Genomic DNA, 23,669 nt, shown 5'->3' with positions numbered 1-23,669 from the left:
CATTTGATTTCAATACATCAATAAATGCATCACTGGTAAACTGACTGCCTTGGTCTGTATTAAATATTTCAGGTCGACCATATTTTTCAATAGCTTCATTTAATGTTTCTATGCAAAATGTAACCTCCATACTAATCGATACTCTATGCGCAAGTACCTTGCGGCTATGCCAATCAATCACAGCACATAAATAAACAAAGCCTTTTGCCATAGGGATATACGTTATATCCGTAGACCACACTTGATTACTGCGCTGAATAGCCAATCCTTTGAGCAGATATGGATATTTGCGGTGAGCTTGATTAGCCTGGCTTAAATTTGGTTTGCAATATAACGCATTAATGCCCATTTTCTTCATTAAAGTACGTGTATGACGTCGTCCTATATGATGTCCTTGACGATTCAACAAATCACGCATCATACGGCTACCTGCAAAAGGGTATTGCATATGTAACTCATCCATACACCGCATCAGCTTCAGATCTGATGCACTCACAGGTTTTGGGCGATAGTAATAACAACCACGGGAGACTTTCAGCAGCTGAGCTTGCTTAGATACTGAAATCTGAAGTGAGTCATCGATTAACTTTTGTGGTTGAAGCGGCCCAGTTTCTTCAACACACCTTCTAAAAAATCAATTTCTAATGCCTGCTCACCGATTTTTGCATGTAGTTTTTTTAGATCGATGGGTGGTTCTGTTGGAGCTTTTGATTGATCGAAAGCTTGCGAGGAAGCTGAAATCAGTTGATTTTTCCAGTCGATAATTTGGTTTTGATGAACATCAAATTCAGCACTCAATTCAGCAAGTGTTTTTTCTGCTTTAATCGCAGCAAGTGCTACCTTAGCTTTAAAATCATTTGAATGATTTCTTCTTGGTCTACGTGCCATAAAATACTCCATATATTGATGTTTATAACATCATTTGGGGAGCAAAATATCACTTATAAGTGTTGTTCAAATTTCCTGATCCACCTCTCAATATTCCCCGTATTGGGCAAATTTATGTGTTGTTCAAAGCACAGCTGAAAGATGGCATTTTCGGTGCTGGAGAAGAAAGTATCGAATGTCGACTGTTTGAAGAACATGAAATCCCATGGGGTGAACTTGCCTTTCCTAGTGTTGAACACACATTAAGACATTATTTCGAAGACCGTAAACAACAAGTTTTTCCAACACATCTAGAGACGTTAGGAACTCGTTTAGACCATACAGGCTAATGAGCTAGATAATAAAAAAGACCGCTTTTGCGGTCTTTTTTAAACTCTTATTTTGTCTTAATTTGATAACAATCAGCGGTTCTAATCGTTACAGTTCCACTCATTCGCTCAGCTAAAGCTTTATCATCTTCTGTAGGAGCTGGACTTACATCCTTAATATTATTATATACTCGTTGATAAAAGGCATATGGATTTAACCATGAGACTATTTTGTTATCATAGGTCGTAAGATTAATTCCATTTACTTGCCCTTGTAACAAGTTAGCAACGTTAATTTTTGCTCCACTTACAATTAATGTTTGACCGCCTGTCTCGGTAGTAGCTTGAACAACATTCGAGTTTAACCCAGCCATAATACCATTTAGATTACCGAGTTTAGGTTCAGCAAAAATCATTTTTACTGTAATTGATTTATCATTTGAAGCAGATTCAGTGCCACCCGTTGTTCCTATGCGATACTGTTGAACACCATTATTATCAACCAGAGTATTATCTGAAACAATGCCACAATGGCCAGACATATCTGTTGGTGTTGCATTAGGTTTAATATCAGTTCGAATATCTCCATTTTCATCAATCACAATACCTAAATCGATTGGTGAAATTCCAGCAGTATCAAATTTAATATTTAAAGTACCATATAACGGGAAAATATAAGTTTGCCCTGAGCTCACATTTTTTGAAGTTCTAAAGATATCTTTTGCAAGATAACTTGCTGGAGTTACTTTATAGATGTCTAGCGAACCATTATAGTTTTGGTTGCCTATACCTTGACGCCATAGCGCATAGTGTTGAGGATTTGGTGTTTTACTATTTATTGCCCCTAAATATAGACTTTCACGACCGGCAATAAACGAATCATTTAATAATTTACCTTGATAAATTAGTAAATCTTCACTGGTATTAGCTGAGGCTTTTAAATGGAATGGTTGTGTTGATTTAATCTCAGCTTGTAATGGATCGAGCCATGTGGTTTGAGCATTTGCTGTAAGTTGCGCTGGCTTAGATTTAGTTAATACTTCCATTACAGCCGTAACTGTTGAGTTACTGGTAGTCGTACTTGTTCCTTTCCATTGTAAGCCATAACCAAATGTATAGCCTTGACGATCTGATAGTAAAAATAAATTGCCTATCACGTGTTGGGTATTGGCAGCATTTTTTGGGCAATCTGCTAAATTAGCTAAATTACACCCATAAAAATTTTCAGAAATTAAATTAGGTTGAGCTAACGTCAAGTAATCTGATTGATATAAACCGACTAAACTTAAATGAGCTAATTGAGTTACTAAAGCAAAAGCTTGATTATCATCAATTTGGCTAACATTTAGCCAAGGTTTCAAAATACCAGCGTATGCACCACTTTTCCACTCAGCAGCAGTAATATTTTGAAGTACAACATTTAACGTGTTTTTCTTATCTTCAGTAAATAGTGTAGGTTGTATATCTCCAACAACATTATCACCACGCTCTATACCAACGCTTTGAAATAATTTAACCAAGGCCATCGCTACACGAATGGTAGGATCATCTTGACTTAATGAAGCTGGTGCTACCCCCGTTAAAGCCGTTGCCATATCCATAACTTTTAAACGTGGTGAGACAATCACTTTAATTTTTGAAATATTATCTAAATTGATAGAACCTAAATCGATCTTTGTTTTAGTTTGAGTACCTTGTAAAAAGAAGTTTGCGGTATCACCAAGTTTACATGTACCAACAACACTGTTTCCCGAAGCTTTAGTGACAAAACTCTGATTTGCAGCACTACTACAGGTAAAATTTAGACCAGCAACCGGATAATCGAGTGAAAACTCTAAACAATCATTGCTTGATGCAGCGCAACTTCCATTTGCATTTGAATTACCAGAACCACTTGTAGGATCTTCATTAATGGTTGAGCTACCACCGCCACAACCATTCAGCATCATTGCTAATGTGGTTAATGCAAAAGGCCATAATAATTTTTTATTCATTAGATACCCTACTTATTTTTAACGTAATACTGAAATTTGAATCTGTCCCTGATTAGATAACTCGTGTTCTGCTACATCTACAGAGGAAGATAATGGAGTTAACATCATATAACGTGCATGAGGCGGCACCCTTAAAGTACCTTGAATCGATGCATGTTGTAATATTGTGGAAGGATAAGACTTGCTCTTAAAACCACTTGCACCTTCTAAAATACAACCCTTCTCATCTAAAAATATAGCTAAAGGCCAATAATATAAAGGTGCGGAATTACTCGCTGCAAATGACATAAGTTGTAAATGTTGTACAGATGAATCTAGTTTTACCAACTCATATTCAAACTTTTCTTTTAATGGCTTTCGAGGCCATAAATTTACTTCTTTTTTAGCTCCAAGCACTTTGATTGACTTTTTATAGCCTTGAACAAAACATTTATCTTGCTCAAAAGTCGTTTCTAATTCTTTTTGAGACAGACGTATATAAGTTGGAGCTAAAACAATCGCTCCTTGATCTTCCTGAGTTTGCTTATTAAACAATTGTTCTAAGGTAGACTTGCTTACACCTTTTTTTCTTTCGATAAACTCTGTTCTTCCAAGTCCATCCGGCATAACATAAAAGCGTTTTTTACCTTCAAGATTAAATTCCTGATCTTCAAGATATTCATTATTTACATACTCTACGCCATCAATACTTGTAAATTTAGATCGATCATTTGAAGGATCTGGTATTGAAACAGTTTGAGAAGTACTTTGTGAAGATGAATAAATTTTAGCTGGAACACTTTCTGTCTTAACGCTACTAGTCTGTTTTTTAACTTCCTCCTTCTGAGCTTTACTCATTCTTAAAGGAAGCTCCGGTGCAGTCGGTGCAGTCGGTGCAGTCGGTGCAGTCGGTGCAGTCGGTGCAGTCGGTGCAGTCGGTGCAGTCGGTGCAGTCGGTGCAGTCGGTGCAGTCGGTGCAGTCGGTGCAGTCGGTGCAGTATTTAATTTTTTTGTAGGATGTGGTTCAAACTTTTTAAGCTCTTTTGAATTCTGAACATTTTCTTTAGATGCTTCTTGAACAGGTGTAGCATTTACATGCGGTTGTACAACTTGTTTCGGTGCTTCTACTCTACTCTTGGATTGCTTTTGTTCTACTTTTTTACTGGGTACAATCATTGGACGACCATCTGGACCAATGATTGTAAAGAAACCATCTGCATAAGATACAGAAACGCTTGCTACCGCAATACATAAAGTCGAGATAGCAAATTTAGGTCGAAACATCGATTTATATTGTTTTACCATTTTGTTCTATAGCTCAAACCAAGCACTGTGATTTTTGTATTCGTTTTTACATCTAGGCCCGAATAAGGGTTTAATAGAATATTATCGACACCACACTTATTCGACAATGTACTCGTACAGGCTGGAATATTGTCACGACTACGCAAGAAACCCACTGAAAGGTCTAGATCTGTATCTGCGTCAAAACGATAACCTAAGCCAAGACCAAATAATTGTGCATTATTGATCGGGACCATGGTATTACGTTTATCATCAGGTATCGAACTAGCTCGAGGCTCGTAACCAGCCCTTAATTTCAAACGATCGGTTGCTGAATATTCAAGACCAATTCCCCAACTCCACGGCGAGGTAAATTTCAATGGCAATGCCAATGAATTATCGGTAACGTCATTAGATAAAAGCTTAGCTACTTTTAATAGCGTAATTTGACGATCGAACTCAAACTTAAACTTATCCCAAGCCGAATAGTCAGTCCATCCTACGTCAAAATTAACTTGTAAATCTGGTAATATTTTATATTTAATACCTGCTTGGAAATGTGCAGGGTATTCAAGATCCATAGCGACTAAACCAGATTCAATATTAGGTACATTGCCCGGTAGTCCTAGAATTGCAGCTAAAATTTGTCCTGTAGCAGATGAGTTAAGACCCTTGATAAGTTCTTGAGGTGCTCTGGCATTATCAATCATATACTTGCCTTTTAAACGCATTTTGGCAGCACTTTGATATACCATACCAAAACCAAAATCGTCTGTTGGTTCCCAAAGTAAGCCTAAGTTATAGCTTGGACTTAATGATTGTTCTAATGAAACTTGTAATGCCCCCATTTTATTAAATGGATTCATACCTTCTTGGGCATTACACATACCAAATAATAGTAAATCAGTAATCATGTCACTATTATTTTTAAAGGGAGCACACACAACTTCATCAACCATACGCAATACACCAATCATCTCATTCGGAAAACGTAAATCAGTTTTCAGTGCGATTGCGTTATAGGACATCCCTACGGAAGCACCAATCGATAAATGATCATTTACCTGATAACCGAAAGATGGGGATAAATAGGTGATCCGCTCAACTGCAACTTGTTGGCCCATGTAGTTACCTGGATTACCATTCTCTGCCCCAAAACCTGCGACTAATGGTGCATACATGGCGGTCGCGTAGGTAATTTTTGAACCAGGTGGTTTATAGGCAATTCCTGCGGTAGGAGCAACTAGTGGATAACCAGCTCCGAGATCTACCATTTTTTTAAGAATAGGTACATACAGGCTCGCGTACTCCACATCACCATGTACTGTCCCTTTAAAATCTGTACAAATATTAGCTGAAACCTCAGGACCATCATTACAAACGAGAGGGTCATCTGAATAACCAAAGATGTTATAACCAGGTGGAGCTGAAAACTCACGCTGAATATCAAAGTTAGCAAGGATCCCCTGCACATCTGTTTGCAGGCCATCAATTTTTGCTAAAGCTGCAGGGTTAAAATGAACTGCACTAATACCAGGGGGGTCTGCAGTTACAGCATTCCCCATCGATAGTGAGCGAATATCAACAGCTAAGTTTTGTCCTAATTGAGCATTGGCAAAGCTAGAAAAACCGGAGATAACAATTGCCGCCGTTAAAGGACATAATTTAGGATATTTCACCTGCATATCTCCTTATTTTTGTTTTTTATTAAAACCTAAAATATCTAACGGGAATGACAGACCAAGTGAAATATCTGGTGCATCTTCAGTTAAACCAATACCAACCGTACCGTTAACGATCGTTTCAGGCGAAACACGAACACCCAATGCGAAAGATAACATTGCACTACTTTGATCTGGCGATTTATATGAATCACCATTATTAAATTGGAATTCAGCATCCATATTAAAGCTCTGCTGATATGACATGGTTAAAGACACGTCATAGTTAAATGAGTAAGCAAAGCCAAATGAGAAACCACCACTAATTCCTGGATCAAATGAGGTTAATGTACGAGAACCTCGGGCTTGATTAAGACCACTTTCTTTAAAACCGTAATTGGCAGAGGCAGAAGCGAAGAGAACGACTGGATCAATATATTTACGGGTACTGGCCCCTACACCAACCGAGTAATAACCTTTACCCGTTGATAGCTCATCTAAACCAATCTCATAAGGGCTATCCCCTGTTTTTGTAGAGACACTACCAAAAAGAACCAAGGGTAAACGGCCTTGTTTTAAAGGAAATGGTTCCCAACGCGCACCAAGTGAAATATCACCCAATCCTGCTGTTGTTGTATCTCGAATAATTTCAGACTTTGCTACAAAAGGAAGAGTTGCGGATAAAGTTAAGTTATCCAATACCCCATATTGAAAAGTAAAACTATTCGTTAATGTATGGTTTGCATCTTCTTCAACACGTAAACGATTAAGCTGAGATGAATTATCTGCTAAAGCCAAATCAATTCGAGTATCGCGATAATAGGTATAATCGAGATCATAATAAGAAGAAATTACGCCCTTCTTAATCAAAGAGTATTGACGTTCATTTGAAGTAAATACCTCTTGTAAATTTGTCTCTTGAGTTGCATCACCTTCCTTCTTCTGTAGGGCATTAGCAGCTTGATTTGCCCCGCTATTATTTTCAGGTACATTCTCTGTAGAAGGTGCTTCAGAAGCTTGTGTTCCCACATCTGTACCAACAGAAGAAGAATTTGTTGCTTCAGCAGCTAGAGAATTTACCTCGACTCCTGCATCCGTGCTCTGATTCGATAATTCTACCTGTGTTTGTTGTACCTGATCTTCGGCATAAATTGTCCCTGTAATGGCGCTCATACTTAAAGCCAACACACTCATATTTATCCATCGATTATTCATGTTTTTCTCACCCAATTTATTTATTTTACTAACTTTAAATTTGACTATTTACGTTTGTAATAAAGACGCATATAGGTTTCTATCGGCTTTCCATAGGTTGCAGAATGGCTATCACTATCTAGCACGAGTCTCATCGTCGAAGCTTTATTTGCTGTACGATCATAATTAAACGCTGGATATTGCACATCAACAAAAGCATATTTATTGACCGTCGCATCTTCCACATGGCGCATATCTGCATCTTTTAACGCCAATAAGTCTTTGCGCTGTGATTCAGGAACAGAAATAACAAATAAAGTATTATTATCCCAAATTTCTTTAAAACGTCCCTCATCAAAACTGATATTCCCTAAAGCAGGGTCAGCTACGTATACTCGTCCATCTTTATAAGCTTTATATACGACAAAATGTTTAAAACCAGCATATGAAATAGGCACAATTGCTGGCTGCCCCAGTTTGACTAAATCAGAAAACTCACCTCGATAACCACCGCTTTCTAAACCAATTGCTGTGACAAAGCGTTTCATATCAAGTAACGAGAAACTTCGTCGCTCAATAATACGTTGATATTCGCCATACTGCAGCAAACCACTCATTGTTTGCTGTTCAGTTAAGCTCGTTCCAACATAGCCGTTTAATAAAGTCGTAAGTGCAGCAGATCCACAACTATAATCGTAGGCTTGTCGGACAATGCCACGAAATTGGTCTTCGACAGCTGGTTTTATGGTAACTGGTTCAATATGGTTTCGATGAAACGATAAATTACGTGAATCGGCAGTCTCTGTATAATAAACAGTTCCCGGCGGCTTTTTTTCTATTTCGAAGGCTTCTGTCGCAAAGTAATACATCAATGCTGAGCCTAAAACTATCTCTAACATAAGCGCTTGGTCTAAATGGTGGCCTAACTGGCCTTATTCATTTTATTCTTAGAGCAATAGCTCTACATCCCTGTGTGTTGAAGATACCTTTTTTTTCTGTAAAAAACAGCTTTTTTTTAATCTTTTTGATGAATGCATAGTTTTACATTTATAAACTGATAATTAATTCTCATTTCAAATATTTCATATTATTCATTATTATATAAGTTTATATTATTTATATAGAAAGATATAAAGTTTAATTTTCTTTAAATAAATAAAAAGCGCGTATGGACGCGCTTTTTACAAATCTTTAAATTAATGACCAGAGATAGTAATTGTAGAAGTTCCGACATTTAAACCTTGGATTTCTAAATCACCAATTGAAGCATTACCCGCCGCGCCAAGGTGTACGCCTTGCGCATAAACATTCATACCTTGCGCACTGTTATTTTGGATACGTAATCCTGTAGGAACAACAGAAATGTTCGCATTCACATCCAAGTCACCAGTTGTATTACCAGCACCACGAACCATTACTTTATCTAGGACAATTTTACCACCACCAGCGGCATCATTAATACCAAAGTTAGATAGAGTTAAACCACCTTGCAAGCTTGAGTTCACTTTAATCATTGCGCCTTGCGGAGTTGAACCTAATTGAACATTTGCAGAAATTTGACCCAAAGATAAATCCAAACCAGAGATAATTTCAGTTGGAGCTGTTTCAGTAATACCACGTACAGCAGTCGTCTCATTTAATGTGCCAGAACTACCAACACCAATTGAACCCACATGTACATCAACCGCACCTACTGTTGCCGCAACGTTTAAGAAAGCACCGTTTGAACCAGAAGCACCATTTGTATCAATTGCTAAATCTAGAAGATTGCCTGTACCTTTTTGAGTTACAGTAACACCACTAATTGCGATTGCGCCAGCAGTACCTGAAGCACCCGTAATACCTGTTGATGTTGCTAAACCATCATTATCATGTAGATATAGTTTATCGATAGTAATACCGCCTGAACCTAAAGCGATACCAATATTAATACCATCTTGACCTGTAGCAGCACTAAGCGCAGCATCATCCATTGATTGCATTGCCATTGCATTTGCACTGATAGCTAAAGAAGAAACTAAAGCAAGTTTAGTGAACATTTTCATTGAGCACTCTCCCAAGAGCATTTATTTTTTGACTTTAACCACTCTCACTGTCTCAAGTTGCATTTTTCTTTTATGGCAACCGAAACTTCCAATCCTTGAGTAGTTTTGCTTAGCAATTACTAAATTACAGCTACGTTAATTTTTGTTCAACTAGTGTAATGCATTTTTTGCCAATTACCCGATAAACGGTACGGTGTCTAACTGACTAAAAAGATTTATTACTATTCTGAAATCTGAAGGATAATTCGGTTATTTTTTCCACGAAATGTTAGGGTCTTTTCACTCAACTGCCTGTTGAACTCTAACTTGTAGTAAACTATGCCACCTCTTCCAAACTCTCACATGTTTAAAATGTCTCATTTAAAGAAAAAAATCTCTTTAGAAAGCTATTACTCCGCTGCCGATATTTTAAAAAAATTAGAAGAGTTAACTGGACTTGTATATCTTCAAGATGATAACAATCCTGTTATTGGTTTTTTGCCAAAAAATTATTTAATCGCTCAAAATAACCAAAACTTTTTATTCACTAAAACTGATTTAAATAAATATAAGTTTTCATCTTATATAGAAAATCTTTTAGATTTTACACAATTCCAATCTCAAGACCTAAAAAATAGCAATAGAGAAAAAATAAGTTTTAAGGGTGGATATATTGGTTTTATTAGTTATGACTTTTCTGCACATCAATTTATAAATAATCAATCACATAAACAACCGTCTTTATTTATAGGTTCCTATTATTCTTTTATTAAAAAAATAAATAATGAATGGTATTTTTTTAGCGATGAAAATAATGCTTTTGAAATTTTTAACTATCTTTCAGCTCTACTCAATAAACCTTCTAATAAAATACAAAAAAATAATTTTAAACTAGAACAAAATATTTATCCTCGCTGGTCTAAGAATACATACTTAACTGCTTTTCACAAAATACAAGAATATATTAAGGCAGGAGATTGTTATCAAATTAACCTTACTCAAGAATTCAAAGCGAATTTTACTGGTTCATTATTAAATAAAGCAGATGAGCTATGGAATTTAACCAATGCACCATATTCTGGTTATTTAAAATTAACAGAATTTGAGTTGTTAAGTTGCTCTCCTGAATTATTTATTGAATTTAATGTAGATAAGCAAATTAAAACCAGACCCATTAAAGGTACAATGCCTCGTTATGAGAATAAAGAGCAGGATTTACTTTCAAAACAAACTTTAAAAAATTCTAAAAAAGATCAAGCAGAAAATGTGATGATCGTTGATCTATTACGTAATGATTTGAGCATTTATGCCAATACAGGTTCGGTAAAAACAACAAAACTATTCGAAATTGAGAGCTTCAATCAAGTTCATCATATGGTGAGTGAGATTACGGCTACACTTAAAAATGATATTAATCCTATACAGATGTTACTCACTGCTTTACCAGGAGGTTCAATTACAGGAGCTCCTAAAATTCGGGCAATGCAAATTATTGAAGAGCTAGAAGGCGCACCTCGGGGAGCATATTGCGGCACTTTAGGATATTTTAATTTCGATGGTACTGGACGCTGGAATATTTTAATTCGTAGTTTTCAACAATATCAAAACCAGCTCTCTATTTGGGCAGGCGGCGGTATTACTATTGCTTCAGAGGCTGAGGCTGAATATCAGGAAAGCCTTGATAAAATCTCTGCTATGCTGAACTTGATGAACAGCACAGCAGAATAAGTATTAAAGAATATCTTGCTTCAAAGTTTGAACTAAACGCGCGTTTTGCTCATCAGTTCCAACCGTGATACGTAAAAACTGATTAATGCGAGGCTTATTGAAGTAACGAACAATAATGCCCTGCTCACGTAATTTTTGTGCAAGTTGCCCAGCATCATGCTGTGAATGCGTAGCAAAAATAAAATTCGCTTTCGATGGCAAAACGTTAAAACCAAGTTCAGTTAAATCACGAACAAGTTTCTCTCGACTTGTTATAACTTTTTGGCACTGCTCTTCAAAATAAGCCTGGTCTTCAAAAGAAGCTACCGCTGCTGCAATAGCAAAGCGATCAATTGGATATGAATTAAAACTATTTTTTACAGCCTCAAGTGCTGCAATCAAGTGCGACTGAGCAATCGCAAACCCGACTCGTAGACCTGCTAAAGAACGAGACTTTGAAGTCGTTTGGCATACCACAAGATTTTCATAGCGGTTTATCAAACTTACAGCTGACTCAGCACCAAAATCAACATAAGCTTCATCAATCACAACCACGCGGTCCGGATTTGCCTGTAATACTTGTTCGATTTCTGCCAAGCTGAGCGCAATACTGGTTGGTGCATTTGGGTTGGTAATAATAACCCCACCATTTGGCTGGGTATAATCTCGCACATCAATTTCAAAATTCTCATTGAGAGGAATTTCTTTTGTTTTTGTGCCAAAAAATTGGCTATAAACTGGATAGAAACTATAAGTGATGTCTGGATACAGGATTGGTTCATCTTGAAGAAAAAATGCTTTAAAGATATGAGCCAACACCTCATCAGAACCGTTACCTACAAAAACTTGAGATACATCAATATTCTGTTGTTTCGCAATTGCTTGCTTTAACGCTGTCGCATCCGGATCTGGATATAGACGCAGAGCATCGGCTTGTTCATGTAACACCGCTTGAACTGCTTCTACTACTTTTGGTGATGGTGGATACGGGTTTTCATTGGTATTTAACTTTAATAGATTCTGGATTTTAGGTTGTTCACCTGGCACATACGGCTCTAATTCACGAACCTCAGGACTCCAAAAACGCATTTGTGCTGTAGATACAGTCATAGTCTTATCTCAAAAAAGGGCTGAAAGTCAGCCCTGAATAATCATGAAAAACACTGATAGGCTTAAAACTTATTGATAACGATAACGCGCCGAGCGTGCATGGGCATCGAGATTTTCTTGAACAGCAAGTACATCAGCTGTTTTAGCCAAAGTCTTAACACCATCTTTTGAACACATGATCAAACTAGAGCGCTTTTGAAAATCATATACACCAAGTGGCGAAGAGAAACGAGCTGTGCCAGATGTCGGTAATACGTGGTTTGGGCCAGCACAATAATCACCAATTGCTTCAGGAGTATAGCGACCCATAAAAATTGCCCCGGCATGGCGAATGTCTTGGCTCATCGCTTCGGCATCATCAAGGCATAATTCCAAATGCTCTGGTGCAACCTGATTAATCAAATCAACTGCTTCAGCACGGTCTTTTACCAAAACTAATGCACCACGATTTTCAATCGATGTACGCGCAATCTCGGCTTTAGGCAATTCATTTAAATGTTTCTCAATTGCAGACTCTACTGCTTCTAATAATGCTTCATCTGGAGTAATGAAAATAGCTTGAGCTACTGTGTCATGTTCAGCCTGAGATAATACATCCATCGCTAACCATTCAGCATTATTCACACCTTCTGCATAAACTAATATTTCAGAAGGTCCAGCAATCATGTCGATACCCACCTGACCAAATACAGCACGTTTAGCAGCTGCCACAAATCGGTTTCCAGGACCCGTAATTTTATCAACACGTGGAACAGTTTGAGTACCATAAGCTAAAGCAGCAACAGCTTGTGCCCCACCAATGGTAAATACTCGGCTAACACCTGCTAGATAGGCGGCAGCTAAAACGAGTGGATTTAGTTCACCATTTGGCGCTGGCACAACCATAATAATTTCTGGTACACCGGCCACATGTGCTGGTACCGCATTCATAAGTACAGATGAAGGATAAGATGCAAGTCCGCCTGGTACATAAATACCAACACGGTCAAGTGGCGTCACTTTTTGTCCTAGGGTATTACCCAAATCATCTACATAAGTCCAGCTATCTTGTTTTTGAGCTTCATGAAAAGTACGAATACGATCAGCTGCAAGTTGCAGGGCTTCACGAATCTCTTGATTTAAACCATCAAAAGCGGCTTTAAGTTGTTGTTGAGACAATTCTAGATCGGAAAATTGATGCGCTGGATGTCGATCGAACTGTTGAGTAAGTTTTAAAACATGATCATCACCATGCTGACGAACATCAGCAATAATTTGATCTACTGTTTGAACTAAATTAGGATCATTAACGGTTTCAAAAGCTAAAAGCTCGGCAAAAACCTGTTTGAAGTTCTGATCTTGAGTCGATAAACGTCGCATCAATTTACCCACAAGGCGAAAAAGAAAAACCAAGTTTACTCTTTTTCTAAGCTCTTGTGGGCATCATATCTACAACTATCGCAAAAGCATGATAGGAAATTACTTTTAACGTGATTGAACAGCTTGTTCAAGTTGGGAAATGATTGGGTTCAATAAAACCTGTTTACGCTTAAAGCTCGCTTTATTGACAATAAGACGTGAAGATACTTTGCAAATTTCTTCCAATGGCTCAAGACCATTTGCTCGTAAAGTATTTCCAGTATCCACTACGTCAACAATATAATCGCCCAAACCAACTAATGGTGCTAACTCCATAGAACCATAAAGTTTAATAACATCAACCTGCTCGCCTAAGCTTGCATAATATTGACGTGTAAGATTGACATACTTAGTGGCAATTTTTAAACGACCTTTTGGGCGTTCCATTCCTACTTTACCAGCAGTCATTAATTTACATTTCGCAATCTGCAGGTCCAATAACTCATAGACATGCTGAGCGCCATGTTCCATAAGTACATCTTTACCTGCTACACCTAAGTCAGCTGCACCATTCTCAACATAAGTTGGCACATCAGATGCACGTAAAATTAAAATACGAACCTGCTTATGTGTGGTTGGAAAAATTAACTTACGCGATTTTTCCGGGTCTTCAAGCAAGTTAATACCGGCTGTAGCAAGTAAAGGTAAAGTTTCTTTTAAAATACGTCCTTTACTCAGTGCCAAGGTCAAACCATGATCAAAATTACCCATTACGTTAAAATTAGGATCATCGTTTCTTACGTCATTCATTAACTTACTCGCTTAATTTTGGCACCTAAACCTTGAAGTTTTTCTTCGACATGCTCATAACCACGGTCAATATGGTAGATACGGTCAATTAATGTATCACCTTCAGCAACTAAAGCCGCTAAAACCAAAGAGAATGAAGCACGTAAATCTGTTGCCATTACAGGTGCTGCCTGTAATTTTTCAACACCCGTCACAACAGCATCATGGCCTTCGACCTGAATATTAGCACCCATACGTGATAATTCAGGAACGTGCATGAAACGATTTTCAAAAATGGTCTCAGAAATCGTTGCAAACCCGCGGCCAATTGCATTTACAGCCATAATTTGTGCTTGCATGTCGGTCGGGAATTCTGGGTGAGGTAGTGTTCTAAAGCTTACTGCTTTGGGACGCTTACCCAACATATCCAATTCAATCCAGTCATCGCCACGGGTAACTTCAGCACCCATTTCTTCAAACTTATCTAAAACAGCCTCAAGTAATGAAGGATCTGTATGGGTGGTTTTTACACGTCCACCAGTAATCGCAGCAGCAGCTAAGTAAGAACCTGTTTCGATACGGTCGGCAACGACTGCATATTCACAACCATGTAGACTTTCTACACCAGTAACAACCAATGTATCCGTATCTAAACCTTCAATTTTTGCGCCCATTTTAATAAGCATTTGCGCAAGATCAGTAATTTCGGGTTCACGTGCAGCATTACGAATTGTGGTTACACCATCTGCCAAAGCAGCTGCCATTAAAATATTTTCGGTGCCGCCAACAGTAACCATATCAAAAACCACTTCGCCGCCTTTCAGACGACCATCAACAGTGGCATGTACATAACCATTTTCAACTTCGATATGTGCACCCAATGCTTCTAGGGCTTTTAAGTGTTGATCTACTGGACGAGAGCCAATAGCACATCCGCCAGGTAATGAAACCTTGGCATTTCCGTAACGCGCTAATAATGGCCCTAATACCAAAATAGATGCACGCATTGTTTTGACAAGCTCATAAGGAGCAAACTGGTTATCTAAAGTAGAAGTATCCGCCTTAACCGTGTCATTTTCATAACTAATTGTGACACCCAGTCCACCAATTAATTTCACCAAAGTATTTACATCTTTAAGATTTGGAACATTGGTTAATGTAATTGGAGAGTCAGCAAGAATCATTGCCGCAAGTAACGGTAAAGCCGCATTTTTAGCACCAGAAATGCGTACTTCCCCTTCGAGCTTAACACCGCCCGTGATTAAAAATTTATCCATTAATATTTAAGCTCCGAAAAGGCTTGCTTTGCGCCATTCATCTTTGGTCATCGCACGAATTGTTACGGCATGAACTTCGCCACTTGCAATATAAGTATTTAATGGTGCATAAACTGCTTGTTGGCGGGCAACAGTACGCTTACCTTCAAATTGATCATCCACAATACGGAGGTCAAATTTTCCAGCCTGTCCGCTCACCACTACTTCCGCCTCAGGAAAAGCTTCTTTTAAAATTTGAGTGAGCTGTTCACTATTCATTGCAAAGACCTCTGACACAACCTACGGTGTAAAACGAAGTATTTTACTATAACTTTTTCAAAGAATTCAGTACGTGTTTATATTTTATCAATAAAAAAGAGGCTATATTTCAAGCCTCTCTCAATTATAAAAAACTTATTAAATAGAAACAGCAACTTGAGAATACGTACATTGCATTTTCCGATATTTTAACAATTGTTTTTTTAATTTTTCAGTCAGTTTTTTTATTGAAGTATACATATCATCCGCTGTTGCTTGAGCAAACAGCTCAATTCTAGGTAATCGAACTATCGCTTCAGCCACATGATTAGAGCTACCTTTATGCGAACGCTTATCAATCTGATGATCTTTCGTTAATTTAATCTGCATACTATTCACCTGATCAAGATGTTTCGTTAACTGATTAAATTTTGCTTTAATATTTTCTTCTATAGCTGGTGTAATTGCTAAATGATGTCCACGAATCGTTATTTGCATAATTCTATCCCTCACCTTTTTGGGTTATATAAAGAAGAACTAAAACGATTTAATGCAATCTAAAAAGATGATTTGGGACAATTAAACCATTTTAGCTACTCCTCTTGGTGAAAATGAAATTTCATTATTTCGTCATAATGAATGAGTAGAATAGCCATACTTCAAAATTTAGATCAAGACTTTTCTCTCGGATGACGATGGAATATGTAACGATTCTCTATATTTTGCTACAGTCCTTCTAGCTACTTCTATTCCCTCCTCTTTCAATAAAGCAGCAATTGCATTATCAGACAAAGGTTTACGCGGATTTTCATTAGAAACTAACTTTTTAATCATTGCCCGAATTGCGGTAGAAGAAGCCTCACCTCCTGTGGTTGTCCCCACATGACTAGAAAAGAAGTATTTCAACTCAAAAAGTCCACGTGGAGTAAGCATATACTTATTTGTGGTAACGCGAGAAACGGTCGACTCATGTAATTCTACTTCTTCTGCAACATCCCTTAGTACTAAGGGTTTCATTGCTTCGGGACCTATTTCAAGAAATGCTTTTTGATGCTCAACAATACAAGTCGCAACTTTCAATAATGTTTTGTGTCGTTCATCAATACTTTTTATAAAATTTTTAGCCTCAAGCATTTGATTACGTAGATATAAATTATCATCACTTTGATCTGCTCTACGAATCATACTCGAATAAAAAGAATTGATTCTTAATTTTGGCATTACATCAGGATTTAACTGAACTTGCCAATGCAAGTCCTTCTTGGCAACGACTACGTCAGGAATTTGATATTCTGATTCTTGCTTTTCAAAATCCATGCCTGGATAAGGCTTTAATGTTTTTAATAAATCAACTGCAAATTTTAACTGTTCCTTAGAAAGCCCTGTTTGTTTTAATAGTTTATTAAGATCATTCGCAATCAGTAATTCGTAATATTGAAGTAGACTTCTAGCTTCTTTCAAATATTCAGTTTCTCGAGGCAAGAACTCCAACTGAACTTTTAAACATTCAGCTAAATTACGAGCTCCAATACCAATTGGATCAAGACGTTGAATATGTTTTAAGACTACTAAAACTTCATCCTCTTCCACTTCCTCATCTATATCCATCTCACTTAATAAATGCTGTACTGCCAAAATAATCTCTTCTAATTCAGCATCCAGAAAACCTTTATCATCTAAAGCATCAACTATGCAATAAGCAATCAACTGATCTATTTTTGAAAAATGTAGTAAGTTCACTTGCTCCAAAATATGTTCTTTAAGCGTCAGGTGAACTTGGCGATTATCTTCACGCTCTTCGAACTCAGGAGTACCCAAAGCAGTGGATTGATGTGTATAAATGTCATCCCATTCAGTATCAACAGGCAAGTCATCAGGTAAGTGATCAGCATTTAACTCTGTTGTAAGATCATCAGTTTCTTTGTGTTCTAAAGTAGATAAACTTTCTGCTAGTGATTCATCTTCTACTTTTTCAAGTAATGGATTACTATCTAATTGAATTTGGATTTCTTGCTCTAACTCTAGGCTAGAAAGTTGTAGTAAACGGATTGCCTGCTGCAATTGAGGCGTTAACGATAATGAATTCGCAACTTTCAATCCAACAGATAATTTCATATATTTCTCTTTCCAAAAAACAAGCAAAAATCATGCCTATTAATTATTTATAGCATAGAGTAATGATTTATCCTATACATTGACTCATCAATTCATGAGAAAAATAGAAATTTATTTATTAAAAACGATAGGATTTTTATTCTGTCTTATTCTTTAGTATCGATGATTCTTTGAAATAATTCTTTATTGATTGATTTCTTGCTATAAAAAAAACACCCCAACCTCTTTTGAGATTGGGGTGTTTAGAATAATGAGCTGGCGATGACTTACTCTCACATGGGTAATCCCACACTACCATCAGCGCTAAGAGGTTTCACTTCTGAGTTCGGGAAGGGATCAGGTGGTTCACTCTTGCTATGGTCGCCAGCACAACTGTTTATGGATACTTGCTTAGGTCTTACTTGATGCCGAAGCGTTTTCCAAATCTGTAACAGACTGGGCTGAATTGAATCTTACTTTATCTGTTCATTTTAGCTAGAGGTATAACTAAATCAAGTTGTCTTGCATATTTAAGAATCGATTGATGCTTCATATACAACTGCTTGGGTGTTGTATAGTCAAGCCTCACGAGCAATTAGTATTGGTCAGCTTCACATATCACTATGCTTCCACATCCAACCTATCAACGTCCTAGTCTCGAACGGCTCTTTAGAGGACATAAAGTCCTAGGGAAATCTTATCTTGAGGTAGGCTTCCCGCTTAGATGCTTTCAGCGGTTATCCCTTCCGAACATAGCTACCCGGCGATGCGACTGGCGTCACAACCGGTACACCAGAGGTTCGTCCACTCTGGTCCTCTCGTACTAGGAGCAGATCCTCTCAAATTTCCAGCGCCCACGGTAGATAGGGACCGAACTGTCTCACGACGTTCTAAACCCAGCTCGCGTACCTCTTTAAATGGCGAACAGCCATACCCTTGGGACCTGCTTCAGCCCCAGGATGAGATGAGCCGACATCGAGGTGCCAAACACCGCCGTCGATATGAACTCTTGGGCGGTATCAGCCTGTTATCCCCAGAGTACCTTTTATCCGTTGAGCGATGGCCCTTCCATACAGAACCACCGGATCACTAAGACCTACTTTCGTACCTGCTCGACTTGTGGGTCTCGCAGTTAAGCGCGCTTTTGCCTTTATACTCTACGCGTGATTTCCGACCACGCTGAGCGCACCTTCGTACTCCTCCGTTACTCTTTAGGAGGAGACCGCCCCAGTCAAACTACCCACCAGACACGGTCCTCGTCCCGGATCACGGGACAGAGTTAGAACCTCAACATTACCAGGGTGGTATTTCAAGGACGGCTCCACTGGAACTAGCGTTCCAGCTTCAAAGCCTCCCACCTATCCTACACAAGTAAGGTCAAAGTTCAGTGTCAAGCTGCAGTAAAGGTTCACGGGGTCTTTCCGTCTAGCCGCGGGTACACTGCATCTTCACAGCGATTTCGATTTCACTGAGCCTCTGCTGGAGACAGCGCCGCCATCATTATGCCATTCGTGCAGGTCGGAACTTACCCGACAAGGAATTTCGCTACCTTAGGACCGTTATAGTTACGGCCGCCGTTTACTGGGGCTTCGATCAAGAGCTTCGCTTACGCTAACCCCATCAATTAACCTTCCAGCACCGGGCAGGCATCACACCCTATACGTCCACTTTCGTGTTTGCAGAGTGCTATGTTTTTAATAAACAGTTGCAGCGGCCTGGTTTCTGCGGCTGTCGTCAGCTCAGGAAGCGAGTTCCATCACCAACAACAGCGTACCTTCTCCCGAAGTTACGGTACCATTTTGCCTAGTTCCTTCAGCAGAGTTCTCTCAAGCGCCTTGGTCTACTCGACCTGACCACCTGTGTCGGTTTCGGGTACGATTCCTGTGTAACTGAAGCTTAGAGACTTTTCCTGGAAGCATGGCATCAACCACTTCGCTGTACAAGTACAGCTTGCTATCAGATCTCAGCATAGAGTACCCCGGATTTGCCTAAGATACATGCCTACATCCTTTCACCTGGACAACCAACGCCAGGCTGATTTAGCCTTCTCCGTCCTCTCATCGCATTACACAGAAGTAATGGAATATTAACCATTTTCCCATCGACTACGCCTTTCGGCCTCGCCTTAGGGGTCGACTCACCCAGCCCCGATTAACGTTGGACTGGAACCCTTGGTCTTTCGGCGAACGGGTTTTTCACCCGTTTTGTCGTTACTCACGTCAGCATTCGCACTTCTGATACCTCCAGCATGCTTCTCAACACACCTTCATCGGCTTACAGAACGCTCCCCTACCACGTATACAAAGTATACATCCGCAGCTTCGGCACATAGTTTTAGCCCCGTTACATCTTCCGCGCAGGCCGACTCGACTAGTGAGCTATTACGCTTTCTTTAAAGGGTGGCTGCTTCTAAGCCAACCTCCTAGCTGTCTATGCCTTCCCACATCGTTTCCCACTTAACTATGATTTTGGGGCCTTAGCTGGCGGTCTGGATTGTTTTCCTCTTGACTACGGACGTTAGCACCCGCAGTCTGTCTCCCGGATAGTACTCATAGGTATTCGGAGTTTGCATCGGTTTGGTAAGTCGGGATGACCCCCTAGCCGAAACAGTGCTCTACCCCCTATGGTATTCGTCCGAGGCGCTACCTAAATAGCTTTCGGGGAGAACCAGCTATCACCAGGCTTGATTAGCCTTTCACCCCTATCCACAAGTCATCCCCTGGCTTTTCAACGACAGTGGGTTCGGTCCTCCAGTTAGTGTTACCCAACCTTCAACCTGCTCATGGATAGATCGCCTGGTTTCGGGTCTATACCCAGCAACTAAACGCCCTATTAAGACTCGATTTCTCTACGGCTCCCCTATACGGTTAACCTCGCTACTGAATATAAGTCGCTGACCCATTATACAAAAGGTACGCAGTCACACCACGAAGGTGCTCCCACTGCTTGTATGCATGCGGTTTCAGGATCTATTTCACTCCCCTCACAGGGGTTCTTTTCGCCTTTCCCTCACGGTACTGGTTCACTATCGGTCAGTCAGGAGTATTTAGCCTTGGAGGATGGTCCCCCCATATTCAGACAAGGTTTCACGTGCCTCGCCCTACTCGTCATCATTATGTGTGCCCTTTCGTGTACGGGAATATCACCCTCTACGTTCGCACTTCCCAGAGCGTTCCACTAAAACACACATAACTTAATGGGCTGATCCCCGTTCGCTCGCCGCTACTGAGGGAATCTCAATTGATTTCTTTTCCTAAGGGTACTGAGATGTTTCACTTCCCCTCGTTCGCCTTGCAACACTATGTATTCATGTTGCAATACCTACCTTAAAGTAGGTGGGTTCCCCCATTCAGACATCTCCGGATCAAAGGATATTTGCCGCCTCCCCGGAGCTTTTCGCAGGCTATCACGTCTTTCATCGCCTCTGACTGCCAAGGCATCCACCACATGCACTTAATTACTTGACTATACAACCCCAAACAGTCGATGTTACCTACAAGTTAGTAACTTCAACATTTCAGTTTAGAGCACTGTGCACTTAAGCACCGTACAGCTTCAATCTAAATTCACATACCAAAACGCTTGATTCAGTTAATTTGCTAGTTCTCAATTCATCTAGATTAATCGCTTAACCTAAACTCTTGAGTGAACAATTTATTTCAGACTCAATTTTGCCAATCTGTTAATGAGTTAATGTGTCTTCGTCAGATCACACTAATTACCGTGATAATGAAATCACAGAAGTTAATAAACCAAGATCTCAATCTTTATTTACTAATTTCTGTAATCCGAACTTATCTTAAGTTCTGGTGGAGACTAGGAGAGTCGAACTCCTGACCTCCTGCGTGCAAAGCAGGCGCTCTACCAACTAAGCTAAGTCCCCAGCTTACATCATCAATCATGTATCTTTTATCTATAACTTCAACCAGTCAAAGTCATGGTGGGTCTGACAAGACTTGAACTTGTGACCCCACGCTTATCAAGCGTGTGCTCTAACCAACTGAGCTACAGACCCTCAGATACATCTATGAAGAACAACTTGTTGTGGATTCTTACCAATCGTCAATCTTTCGTTAAGGAGGTGATCCAGCCGCAGGTTCCCCTACGGCTACCTTGTTACGACTTCACCCCAGTCATCGGCCACACCGTGGTAACCGCCCTCTTTGCAGTTAGGCTAGCTACTTCTGGTGCAACAAACTCCCATGGTGTGACGGGCGGTGTGTACAAGGCCCGGGAACGTATTCACCGCGGCATTCTGATCCGCGATTACTAGCGATTCCGACTTCATGGAGTCGAGTTGCAGACTCCAATCCGGACTACGATCGGCTTTTTGAGATTAGCATCACATCGCTGTGTAGCAACCCTTTGTACCGACCATTGTAGCACGTGTGTAGCCCTGGCCGTAAGGGCCATGATGACTTGACGTCGTCCCCGCCTTCCTCCAGTTTGTCACTGGCAGTATCCTTAAAGTTCCCATCCGAAATGCTGGCAAGTAAGGAAAAGGGTTGCGCTCGTTGCGGGACTTAACCCAACATCTCACGACACGAGCTGACGACAGCCATGCAGCACCTGTATCTAGATTCCCGAAGGCACCAATCCATCTCTGGAAAGTTTCTAGTATGTCAAGGCCAGGTAAGGTTCTTCGCGTTGCATCGAATTAAACCACATGCTCCACCGCTTGTGCGGGCCCCCGTCAATTCATTTGAGTTTTAGTCTTGCGACCGTACTCCCCAGGCGGTCTACTTATCGCGTTAGCTGCGCCACTAAAGCCTCAAAGGCCCCAACGGCTAGTAGACATCGTTTACGGCATGGACTACCAGGGTATCTAATCCTGTTTGCTCCCCATGCTTTCGTACCTCAGCGTCAGTATTAGGCCAGATGGCTGCCTTCGCCATCGGTATTCCTCCAGATCTCTACGCATTTCACCGCTACACCTGGAATTCTACCATCCTCTCCCATACTCTAGCTCACCAGTATCGAATGCAATTCCCAAGTTAAGCTCGGGGATTTCACATCCGACTTAATAAGCCGCCTACGCACGCTTTACGCCCAGTAAATCCGATTAACGCTCGCACCCTCTGTATTACCGCGGCTGCTGGCACAGAGTTAGCCGGTGCTTATTCTGCGAGTAACGTCCACTATCTCTAGGTATTAACTAAAGTAGCCTCCTCCTCGCTTAAAGTGCTTTACAACCATAAGGCCTTCTTCACACACGCGGCATGGCTGGATCAGGGTTCCCCCCATTGTCCAATATTCCCCACTGCTGCCTCCCGTAGGAGTCTGGGCCGTGTCTCAGTCCCAGTGTGGCGGATCATCCTCTCAGACCCGCTACAGATCGTCGCCTTGGTAGGCCTTTACCCCACCAACTAGCTAATCCGACTTAGGCTCATCTATTAGCGCAAGGTCCGAAGATCCCCTGCTTTCTCCCGTAGGACGTATGCGGTATTAGCATCCCTTTCGAGATGTTGTCCCCCACTAATAGGCAGATTCCTAAGCATTACTCACCCGTCCGCCGCTAGGTCCAGTAGCAAGCTACCTTCCCCCGCTCGACTTGCATGTGTTAAGCCTGCCGCCAGCGTTCAATCTGAGCCATGATCAAACTCTTCAGTTAAAATCATTTTGCACCTTATTTATAGACAAGGTACCAATTCTGGCTCATCAATTACTGACTTAAATTTCGCTCAAATAAACTTCGAGTAATTTAAACCAATCAATCAATGAAAATTATTTCGATTAATCAATCAGTAAAAATCCACACAAGTTGTTCTTCAATTCTCTTAATGAT

At 40.0% G+C, this 23,669-nt stretch carries 14 protein-coding genes, 2 tRNA genes, 3 rRNA genes and 2 pseudogenes; 2 read left to right on the top strand and 19 right to left on the bottom strand.

The features are described 5' to 3' along the window. Positions 1 to 900: pseudogene (locus MKL62_RS17440) on the bottom strand (IS3 family transposase); the annotation flags it as partial. Between the two features lie 77 nt (positions 901 to 977). Between MKL62_RS17440 and MKL62_RS17435 the strand changes: the two are divergent. Then, a pseudogene (locus MKL62_RS17435) lies at positions 978 to 1,217 on the top strand (NUDIX hydrolase); the annotation flags it as partial. A gap of 47 nt (positions 1,218 to 1,264) precedes the next feature. Here the strand turns inward: MKL62_RS17435 and filF are convergent. The 6 genes from filF to filA form a co-directional block, all read right to left on the bottom strand. Beyond that, the gene (gene filF, locus MKL62_RS17430) at positions 1,265 to 3,190 is read right to left on the bottom strand and encodes a putative pilus system protein FilF (protein ID WP_005129614.1); all 1,926 of its coding nucleotides are present in this window, start codon (positions 3,188 to 3,190) and stop codon (positions 1,265 to 1,267) included. Between the two features lie 18 nt (positions 3,191 to 3,208). Continuing rightward, positions 3,209 to 4,474: a putative pilus assembly protein FilE gene (gene filE / locus MKL62_RS17425; protein ID WP_114204700.1), complete on the bottom strand. Its 1,266-nt coding sequence runs from the start codon at positions 4,472 to 4,474 to the stop codon at positions 3,209 to 3,211. Further along, on the bottom strand, positions 4,468 to 6,132 hold the full coding sequence (filD, locus tag MKL62_RS17420) for a putative pilus system OmpP1/FadL family transporter FilD (RefSeq protein WP_005129619.1): 1,665 nt from the start codon (positions 6,130 to 6,132) through the stop codon (positions 4,468 to 4,470). The genes filE and filD overlap by 7 nt, the downstream gene beginning before the upstream one ends. A gap of 12 nt (positions 6,133 to 6,144) precedes the next feature. After that, positions 6,145 to 7,329 carry a putative pilus system protein FilC gene (gene filC, locus MKL62_RS17415; protein WP_005129621.1) on the bottom strand — a complete coding sequence of 395 codons (1,185 nt, stop codon included), beginning with the start codon at positions 7,327 to 7,329 and terminating at the stop codon, positions 6,145 to 6,147. A 44-nt stretch (positions 7,330 to 7,373) separates the two neighbouring features. Continuing rightward, positions 7,374 to 8,207: a putative pilus system C39 family peptidase FilB gene (filB, locus tag MKL62_RS17410; RefSeq protein WP_025470092.1), complete on the bottom strand. Its 834-nt coding sequence runs from the start codon at positions 8,205 to 8,207 to the stop codon at positions 7,374 to 7,376. Positions 8,208 to 8,504: 297 nt separating this feature from the next. Then, positions 8,505 to 9,353 carry a putative pilus system protein FilA gene (filA, locus tag MKL62_RS17405; RefSeq protein WP_005129629.1) on the bottom strand — a complete coding sequence of 283 codons (849 nt, stop codon included), beginning with the start codon at positions 9,351 to 9,353 and terminating at the stop codon, positions 8,505 to 8,507. A 318-nt stretch (positions 9,354 to 9,671) separates the two neighbouring features. Here filA and MKL62_RS17400 point away from each other — a divergent pair, with 318 nt between their 5' ends. Continuing rightward, positions 9,672 to 11,060, top strand: coding sequence for an anthranilate synthase component I family protein (locus MKL62_RS17400; protein WP_005129630.1), 1,389 nt, complete (start codon positions 9,672 to 9,674; stop codon positions 11,058 to 11,060). Between the two features lie 3 nt (positions 11,061 to 11,063). Here the strand turns inward: MKL62_RS17400 and hisC are convergent, their stop codons facing one another. The 12 genes from hisC to MKL62_RS17340 form a co-directional block, all read right to left on the bottom strand. Beyond that, positions 11,064 to 12,149, bottom strand: coding sequence for a histidinol-phosphate transaminase (gene hisC, locus MKL62_RS17395; RefSeq protein WP_000218878.1), 1,086 nt, complete (start codon positions 12,147 to 12,149; stop codon positions 11,064 to 11,066). Between the two features lie 69 nt (positions 12,150 to 12,218). Beyond that, positions 12,219 to 13,508 carry a histidinol dehydrogenase gene (gene hisD / locus MKL62_RS17390; protein WP_001253725.1) on the bottom strand — a complete coding sequence of 430 codons (1,290 nt, stop codon included), beginning with the start codon at positions 13,506 to 13,508 and terminating at the stop codon, positions 12,219 to 12,221. A 105-nt stretch (positions 13,509 to 13,613) separates the two neighbouring features. Next, positions 13,614 to 14,297, bottom strand: a complete 684-nt coding sequence (gene hisG, locus MKL62_RS17385; protein ID WP_001000724.1) for an ATP phosphoribosyltransferase — start codon at positions 14,295 to 14,297, stop codon at positions 13,614 to 13,616. After that, the gene (gene murA, locus MKL62_RS17380; protein ID WP_000357156.1) at positions 14,297 to 15,553 is read right to left on the bottom strand and encodes a UDP-N-acetylglucosamine 1-carboxyvinyltransferase; all 1,257 of its coding nucleotides are present in this window, start codon (positions 15,551 to 15,553) and stop codon (positions 14,297 to 14,299) included. The genes hisG and murA overlap by 1 nt, the downstream gene beginning before the upstream one ends. A 6-nt stretch (positions 15,554 to 15,559) precedes the next feature. Continuing rightward, positions 15,560 to 15,811: a BolA family iron metabolism protein IbaG gene (gene ibaG, locus MKL62_RS17375; protein ID WP_001083680.1), complete on the bottom strand. Its 252-nt coding sequence runs from the start codon at positions 15,809 to 15,811 to the stop codon at positions 15,560 to 15,562. 138 nt (positions 15,812 to 15,949) lie between these two features. After that, positions 15,950 to 16,288 (bottom strand): ribosome hibernation-promoting factor, HPF/YfiA family, encoded by a 339-nt coding sequence (gene hpf / locus MKL62_RS17370; protein WP_005129631.1) that lies wholly within the window; start codon positions 16,286 to 16,288, stop codon positions 15,950 to 15,952. 168 nt (positions 16,289 to 16,456) lie between these two features. Next, the gene (locus MKL62_RS17365; protein WP_000778202.1) at positions 16,457 to 17,905 is read right to left on the bottom strand and encodes an RNA polymerase factor sigma-54; all 1,449 of its coding nucleotides are present in this window, start codon (positions 17,903 to 17,905) and stop codon (positions 16,457 to 16,459) included. Between the two features lie 253 nt (positions 17,906 to 18,158). Continuing rightward, positions 18,159 to 18,273: ribosomal RNA gene (gene rrf / locus MKL62_RS17360) — 5S ribosomal RNA — on the bottom strand. Positions 18,274 to 18,458: 185 nt separating this feature from the next. Further along, positions 18,459 to 21,351 (bottom strand): 23S ribosomal RNA (locus MKL62_RS17355). A gap of 340 nt (positions 21,352 to 21,691) precedes the next feature. After that, positions 21,692 to 21,767, bottom strand: a tRNA-Ala gene (locus MKL62_RS17350). Between the two features lie 55 nt (positions 21,768 to 21,822). After that, positions 21,823 to 21,899, bottom strand: a tRNA-Ile gene (locus MKL62_RS17345). 59 nt (positions 21,900 to 21,958) lie between these two features. Then, positions 21,959 to 23,495: ribosomal RNA gene (locus MKL62_RS17340) — 16S ribosomal RNA — on the bottom strand. The 16S, 23S and 5S rRNA genes sit together here with 2 tRNA genes alongside, the layout of an rRNA operon. Positions 23,496 to 23,669 lie beyond the last annotated feature (174 nt).

It is taken from the genome of Acinetobacter sp. AOR01_HL, from assembly GCF_027855455.1.
In the GTDB taxonomy this organism is placed as follows: domain Bacteria; phylum Pseudomonadota; class Gammaproteobacteria; order Pseudomonadales; family Moraxellaceae; genus Acinetobacter; species Acinetobacter baumannii.
Note: the sequence above shows the minus strand (reverse complement) of the source record. Positions and strands in the feature narration are given on the sequence as shown.